Genomic DNA, 25163 nt, shown 5'->3' on the forward strand with positions numbered 1-25163 from the left:
TTAATTAAAAACTCTGTAGATCTGCACTGGGTTGTTGTGGTATTTTGTGGTTTTGCTTGGCTGCATACCATTTGCTAGTGCAACTTTTATAGAAGGAAGGTTGTCTGTATGAATAATTGAGATTAATGAATCTCTAAAATTAGTATTGAAGGCAAATTCTTTGCATTTTTTAGCGGCTTCTGTCGCGTATCCTTTTTTCCAATACTCCGGTAGTATAGAATAGCCTATTTCTAACTCTTCTATGTTGTCTACTGTTTGTATTAGTAATCCGCATAAACCAACTAAGAGATTGGTTTTTTTGCATATAAGGGCGTTCATGCCTCCTAAGTCTTGCTCGTAACGCTCAAAAACACGATTAAATTGTTGTTTGCAGGCTGTCTTTGGGTCGTTTGGTAGGCCGTCCCAGAATTCTGAAGATCTAGAATCTTCATGGAAAGGGAGCCAAGAATCAAAGTCAGACTCTTTTAAATTTCTAAATTTTAATCTCTCTGTAGATTCGCCATTTAGAAGGTATTTCATAATTGAATTATAATTTAGTAAAATCTATTTTATCGCCTACTTCTAAAAGATATTTTTCAGATAAACCGGCATTAATTTCTAAAACATATTTTACAGGAACTTCAGAAGATAATCCTGTTTCGTCTAATGGTTTTGCATTTTCTTGGAAACTTGCAATATGAAGATTTTCATCAATATAAATAATATCTAAAGCAATTTTAGTGTTCTTCATATAAAAAGAGTGCATTCTAGAATCGGGAAAAATAAACAACATTCCTTGTTTTTCTTTCATGCTAGTTCTTTCCATTAAGCCAGTTTGCGTTTCGTAATCTGTTTCAGCAATTTCTATATCTAAAGTTAACGCTTTTGTATTATCTGTACTTTTTGTAATTGTTAAAGTGCCTTCCTTTGTAAAAGCAGGTTCAGGAGTTTGTATAACTTCTGTTTTGTTTTCTTTACAGCTTGATGCTAAAGAAATAATAGCAATTAATAAAAAAGAATAATGCTTTAGTGTTTTCATTTTAAGCTTTTTTAGGTCTAAATACAAAATATGCACCTATTAGTATAAAGGGAATACTTAGCCATTGTCCTGTAGATAAGGCTCCAAGAGACTCTTCAAATCCGCCTTGACTTTTCTTTACAAATTCAACAAAGAAACGAATTGTCCAAAGTAGAATTAAAAACAGACCAAATAAGAAACCTCCTTTATCTTTTTTATCTGTTTTCCAGTAGAAGTAAGATAAGATTAGAAATACAAAAATATAGCAGAAACCTTCATACAGTTGTGCTGGATGTCTAAGCGGGATGCTTTCTAAAATGGAAGCAAATTTAGGATTGTTTTCTATTGCCTTATATGCTGCACTTGCAGTTCTTTCCTTTGTTAATGCCATAGCTCTAGATGCGGGCATGTCATCAGAATCTCGTATAAACTTAGTAGCGAAAATAAATGTTTTTTCTGTGATTTTACCGTTAATTTCAGAGTTAAAAAAGTTACCTAATCTCACAAAAAATGCGCCTATAGAAACAGGAATAACCAATCTGTCTAGAAGCCATAGAATTTTATAGTCAGGGTATTTTCTGTTGTATAAATACATTCCTACAATAACACCTAATGCTGCGCCGTGACTAGCAAGACCTGCAAAACCAGTAAATTCATACCCTGTAATAATACCAAAAAGTCTTCCGCTCGGGTTTTCTCTAATTGGTAATAATATTTCTATTAAATGATTTTGGTAGTAGGCCCAATCGTAAAAGAAAACGTGTCCTAAACGTGCGCCTAGCATTGTAGCAATAACGGTGTATAAAAATAAAGAATCTAGTTGCTCTATTGGTTTTTTCTCGTTAGTAAAAATCTTTTTTATAATTACCCAGCCTAAAGCAAAAGAGGTAATCCATAGTAGATTGTAGTATTTTATCTGTACTGGTCCAAGACTGAATAAAGTTTCATTTGGATTCCATAATATACTTAAAAAATGCATTTATTTTCCGTTTAATGAATGGCTAATATACGTATTTTGAGTAAGGGGTTAAAAAAGAAAGTGCTATTAAAAGTTAATTTTATCCTATTCTTTTATAGGATTCTATGGAACAGGATCATAACCGCTGCCACCCCAAGGGTGACAACTAAAAATACGCTTTGTGGCTAACCAGCCACCTTTAAATAAACCGTGCTTTTTTAAAGCTTCAACGGTATATTGTGAGCACGTTGGTGAATACCTACAACTTGCGGGAGTTAAAGGTGATATTATTGTTTGATATATTTTTACCAATAGAAGAAAAGGCGCTATTAGTATTTTTTTAATCATTTTAATTTATTTTAAGATACGCTAAACGTAGTACCGTCTTTACCGTCTTTTAATTGGATACCCATAGCTAATAATTGGTCACGTATTTGGTCTGATAAAGCAAAATCTTTATTGCTACGCGCATCATTACGTAATTGTATTAATAGGTTTACAACTTCTTCTAGTTTTTCTGAGTTACCATTAGCATCTTCATTAACTGCGGTAAGTCCTAAAATGTCAAAAACAAAGGCATTTAGAGTGTTTTCTAATAAATCCTTATCTTCTTTAGTGATAGTTTCTTTACCGTCTTTAATTAGGTTAATGTGCTTCACGGCTTCAAATAAATGAGCAATTAGAATAGGCGAGTTAAAATCGTCATTCATTGCATCATAACATTTTTGTTGCCAAGCAGCTACGTCAAATTCAGTTTTGCTACCAGTCTCTATTGTTTTTAAAGATGAAATTGCTTCCATTAGTTTTAAGTATCCTTTTTCTGATGCTAACAACGCATCATTACTAAGGTCTAAAATACTAGTGTAGTGCGCTTGCATCATAAAAAACCGAACAGCAGAAGCAGAAAATGCTTTGCTTAATATTTTATTATCTCCGTTAAATATCTCATTTGGGTAAATGTTATTGTCTGTAGATTTAGACATTTTTTTACCGTTTAGAGTAAGCATATTCGCGTGCAACCAATAGTTTACTGGTGCTGCACCGTTACTGGCTTGTGCTTGTGCAATTTCGCATTCATGGTGTGGAAATTTTAAATCCATTCCGCCTCCGTGAATGTCAAAAGTTTCTCCTAAATATTTTGTGCTCATTGCAGTACACTCTAAGTGCCAACCAGGGAAGCCATCTCCCCAAGGAGAAGGCCAGCGCATAATATGCTCTGGTTCTGCTTTTTTCCAAAGTGCAAAATCTTGTGGATTTCTCTTATCACTTTGTGCTGCCAACTCACGAGTATTAGCAATCATATCCTCTAGCTTTCTACCGCTTAATATACCATAGTCGTTTGTTTTGTTAAACTCAACTACATCAAAATATACGGAACCGTTAACCTCATAAGCAAATCCTTTTTCAATAATGTCCTTAATAATCTCTATTTGCTCTATAATGTGTCCTGTAGCTGTAGGCTCTATGCTAGGGGGTAAAAAATTGAATTTTTGTAGTGTATTATGAAAATCTACGGTGTAGCGTTGTACTACTTCCATAGGTTCTATTTGTTCTAAACGTGCTTTTTTAGCAATTTTATCTTCACCTTCATCTGCATCATCAACTAAATGTCCGGCATCTGTAATGTTACGTACATAGCGTACTTTGTAGCCTAAATGCTTAAAGTATCTAAAAATCATATCAAAAGACATAAACGTACGGCAGTTGCCTAAGTGTACATTGCTGTAGACGGTAGGTCCACATACATACATACCAATATGCCCGTCGTTTATAGGTTTAAACTCTTCTTTTTTTCCAGAAAGGGAATTGTAAACTTTTATTGTTTGATTTTTGTAAAGTTGCATTTTAGATAAAAGTAATTAAAAGTTGGTGTCTAGCTTTATGTAGTCTAAGAATTCTTTACGAGTATTGTATTCTTTAAATTTACCACCATACTCTGCGGTAACCGTGCTACTTTGTATATCTCTAATACCTCTAGAGTTTACGCAAAGGTGTTTTGCGTCTATAACACAAGCTACATCTTCTGTTCCTAATACCTCTTGTAGTTCTCTAACAATTTGTATGTTAAGTCTTTCTTGTACTTGCGGCCTTTTTGCGTAGTAATCCACAATACGGTTCATTTTTGATAAACCAACAACAGTTCCTTTAGATATGTAAGCAACGTGTGCAATACCAACTATAGGTAATAAATGGTGTTCGCAAGTAGAGTAAAGAGTAATGTTTTTCTCTACCAACATCTCTCCATATTTGTACTTGTTATCAAATGAAGAAGACTTTGGTTTTCTTTCCGGGTTTAAGCCTCCAAAGATATCTTTAACAAACATTTTAGCAACACGCTTAGGAGTATCATTTAAGCTGTCATCTGTTAAATCCATTCCTAAGGTCGTTAATATATCTCTAACGCTGGCCTGTATTTTTTCTATCTTTTGGTCATCATTAAGATCAAAAGCGTCTTCTCTTAAAGGGGTGTTTTCAGCTGCAGATAAATGGTCGTTATCCATATCTTCATCAAACCCTTCTATAGTGCTTCCTATTTTCATCAGCCTAAATTTTTTAGAAAAGCAAAGATATACATAATATGGCATTTAATATCATTGTTTAGGTGTTTGACAACATTAATTAGTGCTAAAGTTTGTTAAGGTTTAGTTTTACATACTTCAAACTTTTGTCTATTTATGAAAAGGTTTTACGCAATAGCGTTTTTTTTATTTACGTTAGGGTTGCTATCTGTTCATGCGCAAGTATCTGCAGATTGTAGCACTGCTATACCTATTTGTAATAATACCCCAACTAATGGCGGTACAGATGGTTATGGGGTAGATGATTTTGGAGGAGCAGATAAAACGGGTTGTCTAGAGAAAACACTGTCTGGAGCAATAGAGTCTAACTCCGCTTGGTATAGATTTAAAACGGGTGAGGCAGGTGAATTAGGTTTTAATATAAGTTTTGATGTTGCAGAGGATTGGGATTTTGCTTTATATAAGGCAAGTGATTGTAGTAGTTTAGGTGATCCTGTGCGATGTAATTTTTTTGATAACGATGATGGTAATTCATTTACGGGATTAGGAGAAGACCCAACTGGAGCAACTAATGTACAGTATGAAGATTGGTTAGATGTAGAAGCAGGTGAAGAGTATTACTTGTTACTAAATAATTTTAGTAATGTAAACTCTGGTTTTTCAATTCAGTTTTCGGGACAAATATTTATAGACTTTCCAAAGACAGCTTTAGACTGTTCTATTATTAGTAATTTATTAGGACCGCCAATTGCTGCTTGCGATGGCGATATTGTTAGATTAGATGCTACAACGCCAAATACAGCATCATATACTTGGTATAGGGATATTGGTTTTGGATTTACAGAGATTTTAGGAGAAACTAATGCAACTATAGATGTTGCCACAGATGCTATGTATAGGGCAGAGGTTATTTCTATTGCGGCAGATGTTTTAATTAGTGATGTGCAAGTCGCTTTTTCAATTTCGCCAACAACTAGTATAGTTACAGCGGTTACTTTGTGTCAAGAAACACTTCCTTTTAATTTAGAATCTAAAAATAATGAAGCTTTAGGTGTGCAGTCTGCAGACGATTTTATTATTAGCTACCATGCAACCCCAGTAGATGCGGTTAATAATACAGCTAGTTTGCCAATACAATACAGTCCTGATCCAGGAGTGCGGACTATTTATGTTAGAACAACATCAGTAAAAAATCCAAAATGTTTTGATGTTTCTGAAGAGTTTGACTTTACTGTAATTGAAACACCAACTTCTACTGCAGCGACAGAAGTGTTTTTGTGTGAAGGAGCTACGTCTGAAACAATAGGAGAAACGAGTCCAAATGTAAATTATAGTTATAGTTGGAGTAGTGGAGAAGTTACCCCAACAATAGAAGTGTTTTCTGCGGGTACGTATGTCTTAGATGTGATGTTTACTACTGCAGGTTTAACTTGCATAAATACAGTGGAAATTTCTGTTGTAGTGGGGCAGACACCAACAATAGCTAATATTATTATAGAAGATTTTAATGCAAATAATAAGGTAACGGTAGAGACTGATATTATTGGTGATTTTGAATATCAAATAGATGCTATGGCTGTGCAAGACAGCAATGTTTTTAGAGATGTTTCTGCTGGTGCGCATACGGTTTCTATTATTGATAAAAATGGTTGCGGTTTTGTGACCGAAGATATTGTTGTGGTTGGTTTTGATAATTATTTTACTCCAAACGGAGACGGTATAAATGATACTTGGCAGATAAAAGGAATGTCTTCTTTGCAGGAGCCCGTTGTGTATATTTTTGACAGGTATGGTAAGTTGTTACAGCAGCTAAGCGGTAATCAAGGTTGGAACGGTACTTACGGAGGTAAATTACTGCCAGAATCTGACTATTGGTTTAAATTAAGCTACACAAATACCACAGGAGATAAGGTATATGCAAAACATATAAGCAGTCATTTTACCTTAAAACGATAAATTTTTAACTTGAAGTCAAAAGGGTATTTCGTCGATTATGTAAAAAAATATTCGATGTAATGCAATAAATTTTATTACTTGACGCTTATAATATGGTTATCTAACATTCCATATAGTAATAAATTTTATGCGATTACAATATAAAATAGTAGTAGGATTTCTTTTTTTTACTCTAATTAGCAACGCGCAGTTTACTCCAGATTGTAGATCGGCAATACCTGTTTGTGGTGATGCTCCTATTTTTGGTGTAGCAGATGGACGTGGAGATATAGACGATTTTGATCCTGATGATATACGCCAAATTGGTTGTTTAGAAAAGGGAAGTAATAGTTCTGCTAATATAGAAAATAACACTGCTTGGTATGCGTTTAGAGCATTAGAAGATGGTAGTATTGGTTTTGATATTGAAGCCACAACGGATACGGCCGAGTGGGATTTTGCTATATTCGGACCAGATACAGACTGTGCAAGTATAAGTAGTGGTGATGCGGAACCTTTGCGATGTAATTACGAGGCTAATAATACATCTTTTACTGGTTTAGGCACAAATCCTGAATCCGGACAAGATGGCTTTGATTTTGTTAAAGGAAGTAAAAATACGTACGACGAGTTATTAGACATTGCGGCAGGTGAAATTTACTATATTCTAATAAATAATTACAATACTAATTTTGATGGAGATCCAGAGACTTTTACTTTAACCTTTACTGGTGATGTAGATGCTTTAGATTGTACGTTTAGAGATGAATTTTTAGGTTTAGATATTGTGGGCTGCGAAGGTGATCCAGATATTGTTTTAAATGCTTTTCGTTCTCCAGTTGGTCCAGACGTTGCTAGTGTAGTTTGGTCTGTAGATTATGAAGACGATGGAGTAATTGATAATACCAATTTAGCAACAGGGACAGAATATACAGTTGCTAGTCCAAATTCAGGAAGATACTTTGTAGAGATTACAACAATTTCCGGGACTCCTACTACTGTTGTAGATGATGTTTTAATTTATTTTCATGCAGCACCAAATCTAGCTGATATAGAAATTACGGTTGTAGATTACTTGGTAGATAGAAACAAGATAGAAGTTCTTGTTAACGGTAATAGTGATTATGAGTACGCAATAAACGGAGGAGAATTTCAAGATGAAACACTTTTTCATGATGTGCCACCAGGACAAAACACATTAATTGTAAGTGATAAAAATGGTTGCGGTATTACGGAGGAAATTCCTTTTTTAGTAATAGGATACCCAAAGTTTTTTACACCTAATGGAGATGGTTTTCATGACGGTTGGAATGTCCTAGGAATTGAAGAATTGGTAGATGCAAGAGTTTATATTTATGATAGGTATGGGAAGTTATTAAAGCAGATAGCTGCTGGCGCAACTTGGAATGGTACTTTTAATGGTAAAAATATGCCAGAATCTGATTATTGGTTTCGTATGGAATATGCAGAACCAGAAGATGGTGTTATTGTAGCTAAGACATTGCAAAATCATTTTACTTTAAAAAGATAGGTGAGTTAGGAAAAGCAATTAGAAAAAAATAAAATAACTAAAAAAGGCTATCCAATTGGATAGCCTTTTTTAGTTATTGTTGAAATTATTACTTAAAAGTTTACGGTGTAGCCTACAGTAATATTTGTGTTTATATTGTTTATAAATGCAGGTGTATTTAAGCCAGCGTTAAATAATTGCTTGTTAACATCTTGTTCTGCTCTGTTGTATGCCAAATCTATTCTGCTTGGGCCAAAAGAATATCCAAATCCTAAAGAGAAGCCATTTAAATCTCCAATAGTTTCTTCGTCTAGGTAGGGACTTTGTTCGTATCTGTAACCTGCTCTAAGGCTTATGTCTTCGATTCTGTACTCGCCGCCTAATCTTAATGTAGATACAGCTCCTAATTCGTTAGAGATATCTTCATTAGCACTTGCAAAACCAGAGTCACTTGTTGGTCTTATTTCTGCATTACTCATATCTTGATAACCGTAGTCTAAGCTTAATAATCCAGATTTCCCAAAAATTACAGCCAAACTACCAGTAGCTTTACTTGGGGTTTTAATTTTGTATTCTTCATATAAGTTTACAATATTAAAATTGATAAAACTGATGTCGGAGTTAGCTAAGTCTGAAGAAATACGTTGTGCTGTATCATCAGTTAACCTGTACCAAGTAGGAGATTCATAACTTGCTCCAATTCTTACAAATTCGTTTACTTTAGCAATTGCTCCTAAGGCAAAAGAAAATCCGTTACCCTCTGTGTGTAAATAATTATCAAAAGTAGTTCTAGAAATAGGAGATCCAGTAGTGTAGCCTGTTTCTGTAAACTCAGTGTACTTATCGTAATTTACACTATGAAAATTTATAGATGCCCCCAGATATAAATTATCTTGGTATTGTGTTGCAAAATCTAAGATAAATTTACTGTTGTAGCCAGTTGTATTTTCTACATAATTTTGGTCTACTGTTGTGTAATTAGCATTTCTAACATAAGAATTATTATTGTCATTGTTGCTTACAGGGTTTATGATACCTCCTTCAATTCCTAAAAATGCTTGTTGATCTCTAAACCCCAAAGAATTTCCAATATCTAAATAAGCTTCTTCTAGGTATTCGCCACTTCTTAGTTTTAAAGGTCCATAAGGGGTTCCGTCTGCATAACTTAAAAAATATTGGTCTATACCTTGATTGCTGTTTCCTGAAATAGCAAAATTATTATCAAAATTCTGTACCAAATCATAGTTGGCAGCAATAGCAATTTTTTTCCAGTTAGAGTTGTTAGCTTTAAAAACCATAACACCACCAACTTGATTGATCTCTAAATAATTTTCCTTAGATTCTCTATTGGTCCCAAAATAATTAGAACTGTTATTTTTGTTGTAGTTAGATAGGGTCGCAGAAAACAAGTGATTGTTAAAAACTGCAGCACCAGCAGGGTTAGTGTTAAGAGCAGATAAATCTCCGCCCAAAGCTCCAAAAGCACCACTCATTCCTTGGTAACGCGCTGTTCCTTGTGTATTTTGCTGACTATATAACAATGCGTCATTTATATTTTGAGCAGTAGCCATAGAGCATACCAAGCCAAACGCTAAGACGATGTAATTTTTCATCCTTTTGAGTTTTTAGTTATTTTTTATTGAAAATTTATAGTTTATCCTCTACCTCCAGATGATCTGCCAGAAGACCTACTACTAGAAGATGATCTTCCGCTCGATGATGATCTACTACTAGATGAAGAAGACCTGCTGCCTGCAGATGATGATCTAGAAGAAGAATTACTACTCCTTGTAGTCGTTGTTCCAGAGCTTCTTGTGCTAGTTCCAGTGCTTCTAGATGATGATGGTCTAGTGTATGTAGAGTTGGATCTAGATGTGTTAGATGTTCTGTATGTTGGTCTAGTGCTGCTAGAGTTGCTGCGACTGTATGTAGCGCCTCTGTTAGCAGTAGTAGATGTGCCTCTATTATATGTGTTGCTTCTAGATGTACTGTATCTAGGTTGTGTTCTTGTACTGCGGCTAGTTCTGTAAGTTCTGTTGCGGTCTATACCATCTGCGCTAACATTAGATCGGTTACTGTATGTTCCTGAATTTCTGTAGCTTGTATTACTTCTAGAAGATATTGCAGACTTCCCTGATCTGTAACCAACATTAGATCTAGATGTACTTGTATTTAAATTAGATCTGGTAGAGCGTGCATATGTATTTCTATTGTTTGCATAAATAACATTATCATAGCGACCTCTTCTGCTATTGTTGTAAGCGTAAGAGTTTCTGCCGTAGTTATTATAGTATCTATTACCGTAGTAAGGGTTGTAGTGTCTTCTATTGTAATAATTATTTCCCCATCCGTAGCTGTAACCAAATCCACCCCAACCAAAGTTGTTGTATCCTCTGTATCCCCAGTTGTTCCATCCCCAAGGACTTCTCCATGAGTTGTAATACCCGTAGTTTCCATACCCGTAACCCCATGAATCATAAAAACCACCGTAATTATTCCATCCGTTGTCGTGTATGTTAATGCTTATTTGTGTTGGGTTATCTCCCCATCCAGGATTTCCGTTGTAATTATTTGCAACATTATCATCTTGTACATCTGTATCACTATAATATTCGTCTACATCTGTAAAAACCTCACCGTCTAGAATGGCACCATACTCAGTAGCCTGTTGGCCAAAGTAATCTTGGTACTCATTAGCTTCGTTGTTTGGTGCAACTGCAGCTTCTGTAACTTGTTGTCTAGTGCCGGTAGAATAAATACCGTCATTATCGTAATAAGAAGCTTCTTGGTAAGAACCACAAGAAACGATTAATGAGCCTACTAATAGACTAAAAGCAACTTTTTTAATTTTCTGAATGGATTGGGAATGTATCATCATATTAAATTTAATTGTTGTACAATGTAAAAATAGTTAGTTTTGTCGAACTAATACTTTTTAATTGATAAAAACACAATATTTGTGCCAAACTACTAATAATGAGCAAGAAGTTAACTAAAAGAGACGAAGATTATTCCAAATGGTATAATGAATTGGTTGTAAAAGCAGATCTTGCAGAAAATTCAGCAGTGCGTGGTTGTATGGTTATTAAACCTTATGGTTATGCAATATGGGAGAAGATGCAAGCCGAGTTGGATAGGATGTTTAAGGAAACAGGACATGAGAATGCCTATTTTCCTCTATTTGTACCTAAAAGCTTGTTTGAAGCTGAAGAGAAAAATGCAGAAGGCTTCGCAAAAGAGTGCGCGGTAGTTACGCACTATAGACTTCAAAACGATCCGGATAAACCAGGTAAATTAAGAGTAGACCCTAATGCTAAATTAGAGGAAGAGCTAGTGGTGCGCCCTACTAGTGAAGCTATTATCTGGAATACATACAAAGGATGGATACAATCTTACAGAGATTTACCATTATTAATTAACCAATGGGCTAACGTAGTGCGTTGGGAAATGCGTACGCGCTTATTTTTGCGTACAGCAGAATTTTTATGGCAAGAAGGGCATACGGCACATGCAACAGAGCAAGAAGCAATAACGGAGGCAGAGCTAATGATGAATGTTTATGCTGAATTTACAGAAACGTTTATGGCTATGCCGGTTATAAAAGGTATTAAAACAGCTAGTGAGCGTTTTGCAGGAGCAGTAGAGACATATTGTATAGAAGCATTAATGCAAGATGGTAAAGCTTTACAAGCGGGTACATCTCACTTTTTAGGTCAAAATTTTGCAAAAGCTTTTGATGTAAAGTTTGCAACTAAAGAAGGGAAACAAGAGCATGTATGGGCAACTTCTTGGGGAGTGTCTACTCGTTTAATGGGGGCTTTGGTAATGACGCATAGTGATGATAATGGTTTGGTGTTACCTCCAAAATTAGCGCCAATACAAGTTGTTATTGTACCTATTTATAAAGGAGATGAGCAATTAGATGCTATTTCTGAAAGAGTAAATCCATTAGTAAAAGAATTAAAAGCTAAAGGGATTTCTGTTAAGTATGATAATAGAGATACACACAAACCAGGATTTAAGTTTAATGAGTACGAGCTTAAAGGTGTTCCTGTACGTATTGCAATAGGAAAAAGAGATCTAGAGAACGGAACTTATGAAGTTGCTCGTAGAGACACTTTAGAGAAGCAAATTGTTGCTGCGGATGATGTTGTTGCTAAAATTGAATTTTTGTTAGAAGATATTCAGCAAAATATTTATAAAAAAGCAATAGATCATAGAGCATCTCATATGACAGAAGTAAACTCTTATGAAGAGTTTAAAGATGTTTTAGAAAACAAAGGTGGATTTATATCTGCGCATTGGGATGGTACAGAAGAGACTGAGGAAAAGATTAAAAACGATACAAAAGCTACTATTAGATGTATTCCTATAGATGCAAAAGAGGAAAATGGAAGCTGTATGGTAACGGGTAAGCCCTCTAAACACAGGGTGTTGTTCGCTAAAGCATATTAATTTTTAAAAAAAATTGACTTAGGTATTGCAATAATTAAAAATAGTTGTATTTTTGCATCCGCAATACGCAAAAAGTTAATGGTCCGTTCGTCTAGGGGTTAGGACGCCAGGTTTTCATCCTGGTAACAGGGGTTCGATTCCCCTACGGACTACAAGTATTTTAAGTAAATATAGTTTTGTAGTTACATAAAGTTTTCTTTATTTTGCAAACCACTATACAAATAGTAATAATGGTCCGTTCGTCTAGGGGTTAGGACGCCAGGTTTTCATCCTGGTAACAGGGGTTCGATTCCCCTACGGACTACAATTTTTGGGTGAAAGCTCGTTAAAAACATAATAACAAAAATAAAATGGCAAATCACAAGTCAGCATTAAAAAGAATAAGAAGAAACGAAGCAGCACGTGTACGTAACAAGTACCAGCACAAAACAATGCGTAATGCATTGAGAAAATTACGTGCTGAGGAAGATAAAAAATCTGCCGAAACTATGTTGCCTACAGTTATTAGTATGTTAGATAGGTTAGCTAAACGTAATATTATACACGCTAATAAGGCTTCTAACCTAAAAAGTAAATTAACTAAACAAATAGCAGCTTTATAGGTTGTAGTTTTTTAGTAATCATATTAAAAAGCGCTCTTTTTTAGAGCGCTTTTTGTGTTTTATTCTTTTTTAGTTCCTCTTTATTTTAATAATGCCATAATTTATACACCTATATATTATTGGTATTAGACTGAAGTGTAAACTTCCACTTCGTTCAAAACTATCTTTCCTTTTATTAAGCTCATAAGGTAGGTTAGTCTTATGCGTAAATAGCCTGCGCTAAAAAATATGTAATCCATAGCTTTGTCAAAACAACATGTTTTTAATTGATTCTTTTCTATTTTGATGTTAACTTATTTGGTTTAAGTAACTAGGTATGGTAGTTAAAAGTATGGCGCTAACAGTTATACATGTTATTGTTTGACTTGTGCTCGTAACATTTTGAGGAAAAATGTTTAAAATACTTATTAAGTAAAATATGACCGTAGCTGTTTTCTGTAAATTTTGTTTTTAATGTAGTGTTTTTATAAGTTTAAGAATTTTATAAAAAACACAATAGTATATATGTTATAAATAAAGATATTGTAGATAGATGGCGGTAATGGGTAGGCTTAAAAAGTCAGGATAGTATTTACAAGTCCTCCTGGAGCTTCTTTAGATTAGGTGTAAACAATTAAAATGAGGTATTGCTTTAATTGTATATTGTAGTACTTGTTGTGCCTGTATAGTGCAATTACAAATGTTGAGCTGTAAAAAAATGAATGTGCTAATTGATCAATATTACATTTATAAATTTATCCCTTAACTAATTTTCGTCTCATTTTTAGAAAGCCGATAATAAAGCAGAGATACATTATTGGAGCCAAGGATAAGTGTAATGCTCTAATTAATAAATAACTCTCTTGGTTTTGTATTATTCTGTAGTGATAAGCTAATTTTATGGGCATATATCCGGAGTAAAAAATAAGTAACCCCCAGCTTAGCCAAAACAGGAAATTTTTAGTGGGCTCTTTTTTGTTTTGATGCCAGTCTATTTGATTTAGGTAATTTAAGATTATGATAACTAGAATTGTACCTCCCGTTATATAGGTTAAAATTTGGCCCTCTTTAAGTATGTTTTGTGTAAAAATATTTATAATGCTCAGAGAAATAAAAAGTACTATTCCAACTGTTATAAGTTTTTTGTGAATTTTGTTTACTGTAAATTGTTTGTATAAATTAAAAAAGTACAAGAAAAACACAATATTGTAAATGTTGTAGATAACGATGTTGTAGTTATTGTAAAAATTGGATATAGGTAGGGTAAAAGCATCTGGATACTTCATGAAAAATGCACCTAAAATCTCTGTAAATAGGGTATATGCAATTAGTGCAGGGTAATACTTTAACTCCGTGTCATAATATTTAGGGTATCGCCAAAGTGCTAGAATCAGGGTGATGCTATATGAGGAAAATATAATAAATGAAATCCATGTTGGCATAAATTTGGTTTAAAAATAAAACAACCTCAAAAAGAATAATTTTGAGGCTGTTTTAGTGTTTTTATTCTTGATAAGGAGGAGGAACCATATGAGTTTCGTTCAGAATTAAACTCTGTTCATCATCGTCATTAAAAAATGAAATTTTAGGAAAAAACGAAGCCTCTTTTGTAGTGGTTTGTTTAAACGGTTTTATGATAAAATTATCTTTTAAAAGCTTTGGTTTATAGGTCTTGCCATCTCTAACTACAGAAAAAGCATAATCTTTACCGTCTACAATAGTTGTAGGTGCTATAAAAAATGTGTTCTGTTTAGGGTATTTGTATTCTTCATTGTTTGGATAATTAGCTAGGTAAAAGCGTACATTGCTAATTTTTACATTTGCCTTTTTCGCTTCTTGTTCTATAAAAGAAATATAGTTTTTCAGGGTTTCAAGGTCATAGTAACCATATCTAGCAACATCAAAAGTTGTACTTGGGTCTAATTTGTCTTCGTATTCTTGTATTAGTGGTGCTCTTCTTTCGGAATACGCATCAAAAAGTACCTGTGCTTTTTTTGTGCTAATTAGTTGAGCGGGTGGTTTAACTTCTTTTTTAGGTTCTGGTAGTTCTTCGTGTACTTTTTTTTGTTCATTACAGCTACTGGTAATTATAAGTAGTGATACTGATAAAATAAAGTAAAATGCATTTTTTTTGGTGGTTATCATAACTAAAGAATTTTACGGTCGCATAAATATAGTCACTTTTTTGTACTAAGCTAAAAATCAGTAAATAAAAAAATCCTGCTAAAATTAATTAGCAGGATTTTTTTATAAGTATTGGAAGTATTTATTACTGATTCATTGTTAGTAAAAACTCTTCGTTGTTTTTAGTTTGTTTAATACGTTGTTCTATAAACTCCATAGCTTCTACTGGGTTCATATCTGCAAGGTATTTACGTAAGATCCACATACGTTGTATAGTTGCTTCATCTAGTAGCAAGTCATCTCTACGTGTACTAGAAGATGTAAGGTCAATTGCTGGGAATATTCTACGGTTAGCAATCTTACGATCTAATTGTAGTTCCATGTTACCTGTACCTTTAAACTCTTCAAAGATTACTTCATCCATTTTAGAACCAGTCTCTGTTAAAGCAGTTGCAATAATAGATAAAGAACCACCGCCTTCTATGTTACGTGCAGCTCCAAAGAAACGTTTTGGTTTGTGTAACGCATTAGCATCTACACCACCACTTAATACTTTTCCAGATGGAGGTTGTACAGTGTTGTATGCACGTGCTAAACGTGTAATAGAATCTAATAAGATTACTACATCATGGCCACATTCTACCAATCTTTTTGCTTTTTCTAAAACAATATTTGCAACTCGTACGTGTTCTGTTGGTTCTTTGTCAAAAGTAGAAGCAACAACTTCTCCACGAACATTACGTTGCATATCTGTAACCTCTTCTGGTCGTTCATCAATTAATAATATAATTTGATAAACTTCAGGATGATTTGCTGCTATGCCGTTTGCAATGTCTTTAAGTAGCATTGTTTTACCTGACTTAGGCTGAGAAACAATCATACCACGCTGACCTTTTCCAATAGGAGAGAATAAATCGATTATTCTTGTTGATATTGTACCTTGTCTACCTGATAAATTGAATTTTTCTTGAGGAAATAATGGTGTTAAATGTTCAAAAGAAACACGATCACGTACTACTTGTGGGTCTATGCCATTAATTTTGTTTACTTTAATAAGAGGAAAATATTTTTCACCTTCTTTAGGCGGACGGATATTTCCTAATACTGTATCACCAGTTTTTAATCCAAATAATCTAATTTGAGATTGTGATACATATATGTCATCAGGAGAAGAAAGGTAATTGTAATCAGACGATCTTAAGAAACCGTAACCGTCTTGCATAATGTCTAAAACACCTTCACTAGCAATAATACTGTCAAACTCAAACTCTGGTTCTCTGTATCTGTTTTTTAAATCCTTGTCAAAATTGCTTTTGTCTCTAGGAGTTTTTTGGTGCTGTGGTTTTTTAGGCGGATTTTTATGCTGATTACTAGTTTTTTGCCCTTGTTGCGGATTGTTATTCTTGTGTATTGGTTTTTTCTCCGGAGCAGCAGCTACTTTATCTGGTTTAGCTTCTGGTGCTTTATTTACAATTGGAGCTTTTTTAGCAACAGCTTGTTTTTTTTGTACTTCTTCAGGAGCAGTGGTAGGTTCCTCTTTAACTCTTGGTTTTGGTTTTTCTCTTAAAACGCGTTCTCTTTTTACAGGACGTGGTTTAGGTTTGTCTGAAGGTTTAACTGTAGCCGCAGGTGCTTGTTCTTTTAGTTTAGGTTCTTTTATAACAACTTCTTCTACCGCTTTAGGGTTTGCTGCTTGAACGTCTAGAATTTGGTATACCAAGTCTAGTTTTTTTAATGTTTTAAACTTAGGAACATTTAAACCTTTTGCAATATCCTGTAACTCAGGAAGCTTTTTTGCTTTTAAATCGGAAATCTCAAACATGTAATGTTGAATAAGTTATACTTTTTTGAAAAAATATGTAATAATGAAGTGTGTAATTTGGGTACTTATTTGGACTTGAAAGTCCCTGTCGGTAAGCGATATTACTAATATTATATGACAATATTACAAATTATTTTTAATATTTCATTGATAAATCTTAAAAAGACGCTATTTTTGTCAGAAGAAAAAAGAAATATGATTCAGAGAGTACAAACTGTGTTTTTATTAATAGTTGCTATACTAGCAGCTATGCTTCCTTTTTTTGCAAGTTTATGGACATTAGAGGACGGTACAGTTGTTTTTGCCAAAAATGAGATGTATATTTCCATCGCATTTTATGTTTCGGCAGCATTGGCCTTTATTGCCATTTTACTGTTTAAAAATAGAAAAAATCAATTTGTTGTAAACAGGTTGAATATGATATGTAATCTTTTTATACTAGGATTTTTCGTTTCCAGATCGCTAAACTTATCCGGAGGAACTATTGTTTCTGAGAAGGGTATTGGGATGTTGATTCCACTATTTTCTATCGTATTTTTAGTGCTAGCCAATAGGTTCATTAAAAAGGATGAAGATCTTGTAAAATCTGTTGATCGTTTGCGTTAAACCTAACATCTTAGTTATATTAGTGCGTTAAACCCGGGGTTGTTCCCGGGTTTTTTAATTTTAAGATGCTACGTCTTCGCTTTCAGTTAAAACAACTTCTCCATTTTCAGGGTCAAAATAAATAACAACCGTAGATTCTATATTTTCATTTGCTAGTTTAGATGAAAATTTATAAGTCCATATATCAGTAATACCTCCTTTTGTTGGTGTACCAAAAAGTTTAAGTATTTCGCTTTTACTTTTTCCTTCTAGGTTAATTTGGTCAATCATAAATAGGTTTACTTTGGTTTGTGAAGTAAATTTATTTAATCCTATCCTTAAAAAGGTATCTAAATCAAACTATAATATATTCATATCAAAGGGTTACAGTTCTAAATTCTAAAGGAGACTTACCTGTGTTTGTTTTAAAAAACTTGCTAAAATTATTAGGGTACTTAAACCCTAGACAAAATGCAATTTCAGAAATGTTTAAATCTGTATTGTAGAGCATATTTTCTGCTTCAACAATAATTTTTTCTTTTATGTGTGTGGATGTGGACTTCCCTGTTGTACTTTTTACAGAGTCGTTTAAATGGTTTATATGTACAGATAAAAATGTGGAGAAATCATTAGGTGTTTTTAAGGTAATTGTCTTGTTTGCATCTCTTATAGGAAACTGTCTGTTTAATTGCTCTATAAATAAAGAGGTGATTCTACTGGCTGCACATTTTGGAGAATTAGTATTAAAATCAGGGTCTATTTTAAGTGCTTCATGTAATATAAGGCTAATGTAGTTACTTACTACCGCTTCTTTATTTTTGTAACTGCTGTTTAATTCTTCTTCAATTTTTAGGTATAAACTAGTTATATGTTTTTCTTGATCAGAATTTAAATAAAAAATATTATTTGCACCAACCTTAAGCAATGGGTTGTTTTTCTCTAAATCAGTAGTGTTAGTTGCTAAAAAAGTAGGGTTAAATAAGCAAGAATAACCAATTTGTTTTTTAGAAATAGGTTCCCAGTTATATACCAATAAAGGATTTGTAAATACAAGTGCTGTTTTATCTATTGTTATAGATTTATTAGGATAATGTAATATGCTTTTTGGGTGTATAATGCAGACTTTATAAAAATGTTTGTTAGTATATAAGTCGGGATTAGATCTGTATGTCTCTAAATCTACGACAGTAACATTGGGGCTATTACTCATAAATTAGGGCAAATTAATGGTTTAGTTTTTTTAAAAATTATTTTTTAATAACTTTTTCCATTGTAAATATAATAAAACCAAAATAAAGCAAAGAGGCCTTTTTTTTAATATAATTAGCACTATTTTAACATATTCATCTTTTTATTTATTGGTAAATAGCTTTTTTGTTAATTATTTTTTACCAATTTCTATTACTTCTAAGTCTTTTATATCACCACCGTCTATTGTAAAGCGCAACATTGTACGTACTTGATGAAAACCATGCTTGCCACAAGCACCAGGGTTCATATGTAATAGGTTCAGCTTTTTATCATACATTACCTTTAGTATGTGAGAATGTCCGCTTATAAATATTTTAGGAGAATTTTTCTTTATTTCTTCGCGTATGCGTACGTTATACTTATCTGGATAGCCACCAATATGGGTAATCCAAACAGGGACTTTTTCGCAAGTAAATTTATTATCTAACGGAAACTCTAATCTAGCTTTATCATCGTCAATATTACCATATACAGCTCTTAATGGTTTTAGCTCCTTTATTTTATCAGTAACGTCTAAACTACCAATATCTCCTGCATGCCAGACTTCATCAGCTTGCTTAACATATTTTAAAATTGTATCGTCTATATGGCTGTGCGTATCAGACAGTAATAAAATTTTTGTCATTCTAAATAATCGGTTTTAAAAAAGTAGTGTTGTAATGTAATCTAAAATTAAAGTAATACCCACAACGGCCTGCTAAAATCTTACTTATATTAAGTATCTTTGTGGTTTACAAAAATAGGTATTCAATTTGAGATATTTTGTAACATTTTCATACTTTGGAGCAGCATACCACGGATGGCAGATACAGCCAAACGCAATAACTGTACAAGAAGAACTAGAAAAAGCATTTAGCACGCTTTTAAGAGAGAAAATTTCTTTAATGGGAGCAGGTAGAACAGATGCAGGTGTACACGCCAAGCAAATGTATGCACACTTTGACGTTGCAACTATAGCTAATGAAGAAGATTTAGTGCGTAGATTAAATTCTTTTTTGCCAGATGATATTGCTGTTCAAGATATAATTAGTGTGCCTGAAGATGCACATGCAAGATTTAATGCTACAGAGCGTACCTACGAATATTGGGTTACACAACACAAAAACCCTTTTACAATACCAACAACTTACTATGTAAAGCAAGAACTAAGCATAGATAAGATGAATCGGGCAGCAGCTTTACTTTTAGGACGCCAAGATTTTGAGTGTTTTTCTAAATCTAAAACAGATGTTAAAACCTATTACTGTAATGTTAAAAAAGCAGTATGGGAGCAAAAAGAAGATAAATTTGTATTTACTATAACTGCAGATCGGTTTTTACGTAATATGGTAAGAGCCATTGTAGGTACATTATTAGATGTAGGTACTGGTAAAATAACAGTAGATCATATGCTCACTGTTATTTCTAGTAAAAGTAGGGCAGAGGCAGGTACGTCTGTACCAGCCAAAGCATTATATTTAACTCAGGTTTTGTACCCAGAAAATATTATTAAAAAAACGAATGGCTAAAAAAGCAGAAAAAGATACAGGAAAAGCGTTTGACTATACATTGTTAAAACGGTTATTACAGTTTATTAAACCTTATAAAATTACCTTTTACGGAGTTGTTTTAGCGGCAATATTATTATCTGTATTTGCCATTTTAAGTCCGGTGTTATTACGCCAAGTTGTGAATACGGCTTTAGAAAATAAAGATCAATCATTATTATTAAACCTTATCGTTTTAATGATGGTTGTGTTGGTTTTTGAAGTTGTTAGTCAGCTTGCTTTTGTATACTATGCCAACTGGTTGGGAGAATCTGTTATTAAAGATATAAGAATAAAACTATTTAAGCATATGCTTAGTTTTAAGATGAAATATTACGATAATTCATCTGTAGGTTTATTGGTAACACGTGCTGTTACAGACATACAACGTATAGGAGAAATCTTTAGTCAAGGTTTTTTTATGATTGTATCTGATCTTCTTAAAATGGTTGTTGTTGCTGGTGTTATGCTTTTTTATAGTTGGAAGTTGGCTTTAATTGTGTTTGCTATTATGCCAATTATATTATATGCTACAAAAGTTTTTCAGAAAGCAATGAAAGGTGCTTTTATAGATGTAAGAGGGCAAGTGTCTAACCTAAATACATTTGTGCAAGAGCGTATCACGGGGATGAAAATTGTTCAGTTATTTAACAGAGAAAAAATAGAGCAAGAAAAGTTTAGAATAATTAACGAGAAACACCAAAATGCGTGGTTAAAAACGGTTTGGTATAACTCTATCTTTTTTCCGATAGCAGAAATTGTTTCTTCTGTTGCCATAGGTTTAATTGTTTGGTATGGTGGTTTACGCGTTGTACTAAATAATAATGTAGATGAGTTAGGTACTATTTTTATGTTTATACAATTATCACAAATGTTGTTTAGGCCATTACGCCAAATAGCAGATAAGTTTAATGTATTGCAAATGGGAATGGTTGCAGCAAATAGAGTGTTTGCTATTTTAGACAGAGAAGATACAATTACTAATGAAGGATCTTTTGAGAAACCTTCTATAAAAGGAGATATTTCTTTTAAAAATGTACATTTTGGATATGTAGAAGGAGAAGAGGTATTACACGGAATTTCTTTTGATGTTAAAGCCGGTGAAACAGTTGCTATTGTTGGTGCAACTGGTGCAGGTAAGTCCACTATTATTAATTTATTAAATCGTTTTTACGAAATAAATTCAGGTCAAATTTTGGTAGATGGCGTGGATATTAAAGATTATAAACTAGCATCTTTAAGAGAGAAAATAGCCATTGTTTTGCAAGATGTATTTTTATTTGCGGATACTATAGAGAACAATATTTCTTTAAAAAATGAAGATATTACCTTAGAAACCATAACCCAAGCAGCACAAGAAATATCTGTGCATGATTTTATTACTAGTCTGCCTAATAGTTACCAATACAATGTAAAAGAACGTGGCTCTATGTTATCTAGCGGACAAAGACAGCTACTAGCTTTTTTACGAGCTTATGTGAGTAAGCCTAGTATTTTAATTTTAGACGAGGCAACATCTTCTGTAGATACATATTCTGAGCAATTAATACAGAAAGCAACAGAAAAAATAACGCAAGGCAGAACATCTATAGTTATAGCGCACCGTTTAGCAACTATTAAAAAAGCAGACAAGATTATTGTTATGGATGCTGGTGCTATAATAGAAAGCGGTACACATAAAGAACTTCTTAAAAAAGGTGGTTACTACAAGAGCTTATACCAAGCACAATTTTTAGCAGAAGACGTAGCTTAGATTATTTTGGAGGGACAAAATCCGCAGGGTTTAAACTTCCAGTTGCAAAACCCGCTATCATTAAAAAAATTATAAGTCCCACAAATATTGTAAAAAATACACCTGTAAATAAAACAGATTTATAAACTATTTGCCAAGCAGAATACTTATTTAATCGCTGTTGTACATATATAAAATACAATATTAAAAATAGGGTTAATGTTAGGCTATAGTTTGAGTATGATTCTGGGAAGTAGGCAATTATAAGCATACTTGTAAAAAAAGATAGAATACTCCATTGTGCTAGACTGTAAATTACACTAACTGTGTATTCTGCTAATAGGTGTTTTCTTTTATTCAAAGTAATAAGGCCTGCAATTAAAAAAATTGGTATGTAACTTATAAAAAGCAGGGAAGAGTAATCATATATTACATTTGTCATTTTTTTAGTAAACTCAGGATTCATTCCTTGGTCAAAAGCGTCAAGCTCCATTTCAAAATTAAAAACCTTACGCATAAAAAACATTAAGAAACCAGCTAACATTAAAGCAATACCAAAATAGCTAATAGGGTTTAAATACTTTCTTCTTGTACCGTTTACATAACCATTTATAACAACATCTGGTTTTGTAAATAAATGTAAAAAAGTGCGTAAAAAAGTATTGTCTAAGTTAAAGTAACGTTCTGTAATATCGCTGAGTAAGTTTTTAATAGTAAGCCTATTTCTAATCACTTTTGCACCACAATCTGGACAAAAAGAATAATCTGTTTGTAGATTATTTGCACAATTTTTACAATTCATTTTAGGATATTAAGTCTTCTTTTATAAGGCTGACAAGTTCGGCTAAATCTTTGTAAAGTACAAACTCGCCGTTTTTTATATAAGAAATAGCGCCAGTTTCTTCACTAACAACAAGAGCCAAACTATCTGTTTTTTCTGTAATACCAACGGCTGCTCTATGTCTTAATCCAAAACGCAAAGGTATTGTACGCTCTTGTGAGACAGGTAAAATAACTCTAGTGGCAACAATAGTATTGTTTACTAGTACAGCAGCACCATCATGTAAAGGACTGTTTTTATAAAAAATACTTTCTAAAATAGGTTGTGTAACCTCAATATTCATTTTATCCCCAGAACTTTTTACAAAGTCTAAGGAGTTGGTGCGTTCTAAAACTAATAAAGCTCCAGTTTTAGTTTTGCCCATCTTATCGCAAGCAGTTACAATAGCTTCTACATTGGTGTCAGAAGTCATAGCCTCTTGCTTTAAAAACTTAAAGTGTTTTATAAAGTTTCGCTTATTCGCAAAATTGGTAGATCCTATCATTAATAAAAACTTACGCAGTTCTTGCTGAAAAACAATGATAAGGGCAATTAAACCAATGTTCATAAAGCCACCAACCATACTGCTTATCATTTTCATATCTAGCAATTCGGTAAGTTTCCAAAGTGCCCATACAATAACAATACCTATAAAAATATTTATGGCAACGGAACCACGTACTAGTTTATAAATGTAATACAGTAGTACAGCCACTAAAATAATGTCTATAACATCTGTTATTTTAAAATCAAGAAAATTTAGAAAATCCAAGTATGACGGGTTTTTGTAAAATTATAAAAAAAATGAAGAATCAAATTATATCTATTCATTAAACTTTAAAGCATTGGTTAACGTAACACATTCAACAGCTTCTTTAACATCGTGTACGCGTAAAATACCTGCTCCGTTTATTAAAGCAATAGTGTTTAATGACGTTGTACCATTTAAAGCATTTGTAGCAGTAGTGTCCAATGTTTTATAAATCATAGATTTTCTGCTTAACCCTACTAATATAGGTACATCTATACTTTTAAATAGATTTAAATTTTGTAAAAGGGTAAAATTTTGTGCTGTTGTTTTAGCAAAGCCAAAACCAGGATCAATCACTATATCTACAATGCCTAAAGCTCTTGCCTTAGCAATTTTTTCAGCAAAATACTGCATCACCTCTAGAGTTACATCTGTATATTCAGTTTGTTGTTGCATTGTTGCAGGTGTGCCGCGCATATGCATCATTATATAAGGAACTTTATATGCTGCAATAACTCTCATCATCTCATCATCTAAACCACCAGCCGAAATATCATTAATTAGTGCAGCGCCATTTTCTAAACAGGCTTTTGCAACGGCACTTCTAAAGGTATCAATAGAAAGTAGAATGGTAGGGAACTCTTTAATTAACAGTTTTACAATTGGTACAATACGACTAATTTCTTCTTCAACAGATATATTTGTTGCATTTGGTCTAGAGCTATATGCACCAACGTCTATAAAAGTTGCGCCGTCTTTAAGCATTTTGTCAACTTGTAATAATATAGATTTTTCATCTTTATAGCTTCCACCATCATAAAAAGAATCTGGTGTAAGATTTAAAATGCCCATTACTTTAGGCGTAGATAAGTCTATTAAATTTCCGTTGCAATTAATTGTCATACTGTTTGTTAAATTGATTTTCTATAACTCATAAAAAATAAATGATTTAAGATAAAACCCTTACTTTTGAATAGTTCAAAATTTTAAGCGAAATTTACACAAATTAGACAAGATAAATGCAGAATACATCAGAACAATATGATGCGGTTATAAAAGAATGCCGTGAGCTGTTTCAGAAAAAAATGAAAGATTACGGTAGTGCTTGGCGCATTTTACGTTTACCATCTTTAACAGACCAGATTTACATTAAAGCACAACGTATACGCGGATTGCAAGAAAATGATGTTAGAAAGGTAGATGAGGGAGAAAAATCTGAATTTATAGGTATTATAAACTATGCCATTATGGCCTTGGTGCAAATTGAAAAAGGTATTGTGGAACAACCAGATTTAGATGTTACTGCAGCTGTAGAATTGTACAATAAACATATTACTATTACTAAAACACTAATGGAAAACAAGAACCACGATTATGGTGAGGCTTGGAGAGAAATGCGTGTTAGCTCTTTAACAGATCTTATTTTGCAAAAGTTACTACGTGTTAAGCAAATAGAGGATAATAAAGGTAAAACTTTAGTGAGTGAAGGTATAGATGCTAACTACCAGGATATTATTAATTATTCGGTTTTTGCATTAATTCACTTAAACGAGTAAAAATTATAAGTAAAAGTTAAAAGCTACGGTAACGTTCTTTT

General features: G+C 33.1%; 24 protein-coding genes and 2 tRNA genes. 10 read left to right on the top strand and 16 right to left on the bottom strand.

Features of this window, described 5'->3' with window-relative positions; all coding sequences use genetic code 11:
• The 6 genes from M4I21_RS05485 to folE form a co-directional block, all read right to left on the bottom strand.
• A complete protein-coding gene (locus tag M4I21_RS05485; protein ID WP_249558117.1) occupies positions 1-519 on the bottom strand; it encodes a GNAT family N-acetyltransferase in 519 nt (172 codons plus the stop codon).
• A gap of 7 nt (positions 520-526) precedes the next feature.
• Positions 527-1018, bottom strand: a complete 492-nt coding sequence (locus tag M4I21_RS05490; RefSeq protein ID WP_249558118.1) for a DUF192 domain-containing protein — start codon at positions 1016-1018, stop codon at positions 527-529.
• Position 1019: 1 nt separating this feature from the next.
• The gene (lgt, locus tag M4I21_RS05495) at positions 1020-1976 is read right to left on the bottom strand and encodes a prolipoprotein diacylglyceryl transferase (RefSeq protein ID WP_249558119.1); all 957 of its coding nucleotides are present in this window, start codon (positions 1974-1976) and stop codon (positions 1020-1022) included.
• 102 nt (positions 1977-2078) lie between these two features.
• Complete coding sequence (gene yidD / locus M4I21_RS05500; RefSeq protein ID WP_249558120.1) at positions 2079-2303, bottom strand: membrane protein insertion efficiency factor YidD; 225 nt, start codon at positions 2301-2303, stop codon at positions 2079-2081.
• A gap of 11 nt (positions 2304-2314) precedes the next feature.
• Positions 2315-3799 carry a cysteine--tRNA ligase gene (gene cysS / locus M4I21_RS05505; RefSeq protein WP_249558121.1) on the bottom strand — a complete coding sequence of 495 codons (1485 nt, stop codon included), beginning with the start codon at positions 3797-3799 and terminating at the stop codon, positions 2315-2317.
• A gap of 15 nt (positions 3800-3814) precedes the next feature.
• Entirely contained in the window at positions 3815-4495 is a 681-nt protein-coding gene (gene folE / locus M4I21_RS05510; protein WP_249558122.1) for a GTP cyclohydrolase I FolE, read from the bottom strand.
• Between the two features lie 135 nt (positions 4496-4630).
• Between folE and M4I21_RS05515 the strand changes: the two genes are divergently transcribed.
• Together M4I21_RS05515 and M4I21_RS05520 are read left to right on the top strand one after the other, a co-directional pair.
• On the top strand, positions 4631-6430 hold the full coding sequence (locus tag M4I21_RS05515) for a T9SS type B sorting domain-containing protein (RefSeq protein WP_249558123.1): 1800 nt from the start codon (positions 4631-4633) through the stop codon (positions 6428-6430).
• A gap of 127 nt (positions 6431-6557) precedes the next feature.
• A complete protein-coding gene (locus tag M4I21_RS05520; RefSeq protein WP_249558124.1) occupies positions 6558-7940 on the top strand; it encodes a T9SS type B sorting domain-containing protein in 1383 nt (460 codons plus the stop codon).
• 92 nt (positions 7941-8032) lie between these two features.
• On the opposite strand, the gene M4I21_RS05525 is transcribed toward M4I21_RS05520, so the two are convergent.
• Both M4I21_RS05525 and M4I21_RS05530 read right to left on the bottom strand, forming a co-directional pair.
• Entirely contained in the window at positions 8033-9532 is a 1500-nt protein-coding gene (locus M4I21_RS05525; protein WP_249558125.1) for an OmpP1/FadL family transporter, read from the bottom strand.
• Positions 9533-9573: 41 nt separating this feature from the next.
• Positions 9574-10797: a hypothetical protein gene (locus M4I21_RS05530; RefSeq protein ID WP_249558126.1), complete on the bottom strand. Its 1224-nt coding sequence runs from the start codon at positions 10795-10797 to the stop codon at positions 9574-9576.
• A 98-nt stretch (positions 10798-10895) separates the two neighbouring features.
• On the opposite strand from M4I21_RS05530, the gene proS reads away from it, so the two are divergent.
• From proS to rpsT, 4 genes are all read left to right on the top strand, one after another.
• A complete protein-coding gene (gene proS, locus M4I21_RS05535) occupies positions 10896-12374 on the top strand; it encodes a proline--tRNA ligase (RefSeq protein WP_249558127.1) in 1479 nt (492 codons plus the stop codon).
• A gap of 80 nt (positions 12375-12454) precedes the next feature.
• Positions 12455-12526: transfer RNA gene (locus M4I21_RS05540), tRNA-Glu, on the top strand.
• Between the two features lie 80 nt (positions 12527-12606).
• Positions 12607-12678, top strand: a tRNA-Glu gene (locus M4I21_RS05545).
• Positions 12679-12724: 46 nt separating this feature from the next.
• Positions 12725-12976 carry a 30S ribosomal protein S20 gene (gene rpsT, locus M4I21_RS05550; protein ID WP_072303029.1) on the top strand — a complete coding sequence of 84 codons (252 nt, stop codon included), beginning with the start codon at positions 12725-12727 and terminating at the stop codon, positions 12974-12976.
• 1482 nt (positions 12977-14458) lie between these two features.
• Here rpsT and M4I21_RS05555 read toward each other — a convergent pair.
• A complete protein-coding gene (locus M4I21_RS05555; RefSeq protein WP_249558128.1) occupies positions 14459-15100 on the bottom strand; it encodes a hypothetical protein in 642 nt (213 codons plus the stop codon).
• Between the two features lie 124 nt (positions 15101-15224).
• Entirely contained in the window at positions 15225-16901 is a 1677-nt protein-coding gene (gene rho / locus M4I21_RS05560; RefSeq protein WP_249558129.1) for a transcription termination factor Rho, read from the bottom strand.
• 195 nt (positions 16902-17096) lie between these two features.
• Here rho and M4I21_RS05565 point away from each other — a divergent pair, with 195 nt between their 5' ends.
• Complete coding sequence (locus M4I21_RS05565) at positions 17097-17507, top strand: DUF4293 domain-containing protein (RefSeq protein ID WP_249558283.1); 411 nt, start codon at positions 17097-17099, stop codon at positions 17505-17507.
• 60 nt (positions 17508-17567) lie between these two features.
• On the opposite strand, the gene M4I21_RS05570 is transcribed toward M4I21_RS05565, so the two are convergent.
• From M4I21_RS05570 to M4I21_RS05580, 3 genes are all read right to left on the bottom strand, one after another.
• Entirely contained in the window at positions 17568-17777 is a 210-nt protein-coding gene (locus M4I21_RS05570) for a hypothetical protein (RefSeq protein WP_249558130.1), read from the bottom strand.
• Between the two features lie 85 nt (positions 17778-17862).
• Positions 17863-18696 (bottom strand): helix-turn-helix domain-containing protein, encoded by an 834-nt coding sequence (locus M4I21_RS05575; protein ID WP_249558131.1) that lies wholly within the window; start codon positions 18694-18696, stop codon positions 17863-17865.
• Positions 18697-18867: 171 nt separating this feature from the next.
• On the bottom strand, positions 18868-19362 hold the full coding sequence (locus M4I21_RS05580; RefSeq protein WP_249558132.1) for a metallophosphoesterase family protein: 495 nt from the start codon (positions 19360-19362) through the stop codon (positions 18868-18870).
• Between the two features lie 127 nt (positions 19363-19489).
• Between M4I21_RS05580 and truA the strand changes: the two genes are divergently transcribed.
• Both truA and M4I21_RS05590 read left to right on the top strand, forming a co-directional pair.
• Positions 19490-20245 (top strand): tRNA pseudouridine(38-40) synthase TruA, encoded by a 756-nt coding sequence (truA, locus tag M4I21_RS05585; RefSeq protein ID WP_249558133.1) that lies wholly within the window; start codon positions 19490-19492, stop codon positions 20243-20245.
• On the top strand, positions 20238-22016 hold the full coding sequence (locus M4I21_RS05590; RefSeq protein WP_249558134.1) for an ABC transporter ATP-binding protein: 1779 nt from the start codon (positions 20238-20240) through the stop codon (positions 22014-22016). Before truA ends, M4I21_RS05590 begins: the two co-directional genes overlap by 8 nt.
• A gap of 1 nt (position 22017) precedes the next feature.
• Here the strand turns inward: M4I21_RS05590 and M4I21_RS05595 are convergent, their stop codons facing one another.
• From M4I21_RS05595 to folP, 3 genes are read right to left on the bottom strand one after another with little or no spacing between them, the layout of a single operon-like run.
• Positions 22018-22797: a DUF3667 domain-containing protein gene (locus M4I21_RS05595; RefSeq protein WP_249558135.1), complete on the bottom strand. Its 780-nt coding sequence runs from the start codon at positions 22795-22797 to the stop codon at positions 22018-22020.
• A 1-nt stretch (position 22798) separates the two neighbouring features.
• Positions 22799-23587, bottom strand: coding sequence for a diadenylate cyclase (locus M4I21_RS05600; protein ID WP_249558136.1), 789 nt, complete (start codon positions 23585-23587; stop codon positions 22799-22801).
• Positions 23588-23638: 51 nt separating this feature from the next.
• A complete protein-coding gene (gene folP / locus M4I21_RS05605) occupies positions 23639-24469 on the bottom strand; it encodes a dihydropteroate synthase (protein ID WP_249558137.1) in 831 nt (276 codons plus the stop codon).
• A gap of 116 nt (positions 24470-24585) precedes the next feature.
• Between folP and M4I21_RS05610 the strand changes: the two genes are divergently transcribed.
• Positions 24586-25122 carry a DUF1599 domain-containing protein gene (locus M4I21_RS05610; protein WP_249558138.1) on the top strand — a complete coding sequence of 179 codons (537 nt, stop codon included), beginning with the start codon at positions 24586-24588 and terminating at the stop codon, positions 25120-25122.
• Positions 25123-25163: the final 41 nt, after the last annotated feature.

Origin of the sequence: Cellulophaga sp. 20_2_10, assembly GCF_023476645.1 — a bacterium.
Lineage (GTDB): Bacteria > Bacteroidota > Bacteroidia > Flavobacteriales > Flavobacteriaceae > Cellulophaga.

Coding starts and splice junctions, on each gene's coding strand:
- M4I21_RS05485 (WP_249558117.1), bottom strand. CDS start 519: ATGAAATACCTTCTAAATGGCGAATCTACAGAGAGATTAAAATTTAGA.
- M4I21_RS05490 (WP_249558118.1), bottom strand. CDS start 1,018: ATGAAAACACTAAAGCATTATTCTTTTTTATTAATTGCTATTATTTCT.
- lgt (WP_249558119.1), bottom strand. CDS start 1,976: ATGCATTTTTTAAGTATATTATGGAATCCAAATGAAACTTTATTCAGT.
- yidD (WP_249558120.1), bottom strand. CDS start 2,303: ATGATTAAAAAAATACTAATAGCGCCTTTTCTTCTATTGGTAAAAATA.
- cysS (WP_249558121.1), bottom strand. CDS start 3,799: ATGCAACTTTACAAAAATCAAACAATAAAAGTTTACAATTCCCTTTCT.
- folE (WP_249558122.1), bottom strand. CDS start 4,495: ATGAAAATAGGAAGCACTATAGAAGGGTTTGATGAAGATATGGATAAC.
- M4I21_RS05515 (WP_249558123.1), top strand. CDS start 4,631: ATGAAAAGGTTTTACGCAATAGCGTTTTTTTTATTTACGTTAGGGTTG.
- M4I21_RS05520 (WP_249558124.1), top strand. CDS start 6,558: ATGCGATTACAATATAAAATAGTAGTAGGATTTCTTTTTTTTACTCTA.
- M4I21_RS05525 (WP_249558125.1), bottom strand. CDS start 9,532: ATGAAAAATTACATCGTCTTAGCGTTTGGCTTGGTATGCTCTATGGCT.
- M4I21_RS05530 (WP_249558126.1), bottom strand. CDS start 10,797: ATGATGATACATTCCCAATCCATTCAGAAAATTAAAAAAGTTGCTTTT.
- proS (WP_249558127.1), top strand. CDS start 10,896: ATGAGCAAGAAGTTAACTAAAAGAGACGAAGATTATTCCAAATGGTAT.
- rpsT (WP_072303029.1), top strand. CDS start 12,725: ATGGCAAATCACAAGTCAGCATTAAAAAGAATAAGAAGAAACGAAGCA.
- M4I21_RS05555 (WP_249558128.1), bottom strand. CDS start 15,100: ATGATAACCACCAAAAAAAATGCATTTTACTTTATTTTATCAGTATCA.
- rho (WP_249558129.1), bottom strand. CDS start 16,901: ATGTTTGAGATTTCCGATTTAAAAGCAAAAAAGCTTCCTGAGTTACAG.
- M4I21_RS05565 (WP_249558283.1), top strand. CDS start 17,097: ATGATTCAGAGAGTACAAACTGTGTTTTTATTAATAGTTGCTATACTA.
- M4I21_RS05570 (WP_249558130.1), bottom strand. CDS start 17,777: ATGATTGACCAAATTAACCTAGAAGGAAAAAGTAAAAGCGAAATACTT.
- M4I21_RS05575 (WP_249558131.1), bottom strand. CDS start 18,696: ATGAGTAATAGCCCCAATGTTACTGTCGTAGATTTAGAGACATACAGA.
- M4I21_RS05580 (WP_249558132.1), bottom strand. CDS start 19,362: ATGACAAAAATTTTATTACTGTCTGATACGCACAGCCATATAGACGAT.
- M4I21_RS05590 (WP_249558134.1), top strand. CDS start 20,238: ATGGCTAAAAAAGCAGAAAAAGATACAGGAAAAGCGTTTGACTATACA.
- M4I21_RS05595 (WP_249558135.1), bottom strand. CDS start 22,797: ATGAATTGTAAAAATTGTGCAAATAATCTACAAACAGATTATTCTTTT.
- folP (WP_249558137.1), bottom strand. CDS start 24,469: ATGACAATTAATTGCAACGGAAATTTAATAGACTTATCTACGCCTAAA.
- M4I21_RS05610 (WP_249558138.1), top strand. CDS start 24,586: ATGCAGAATACATCAGAACAATATGATGCGGTTATAAAAGAATGCCGT.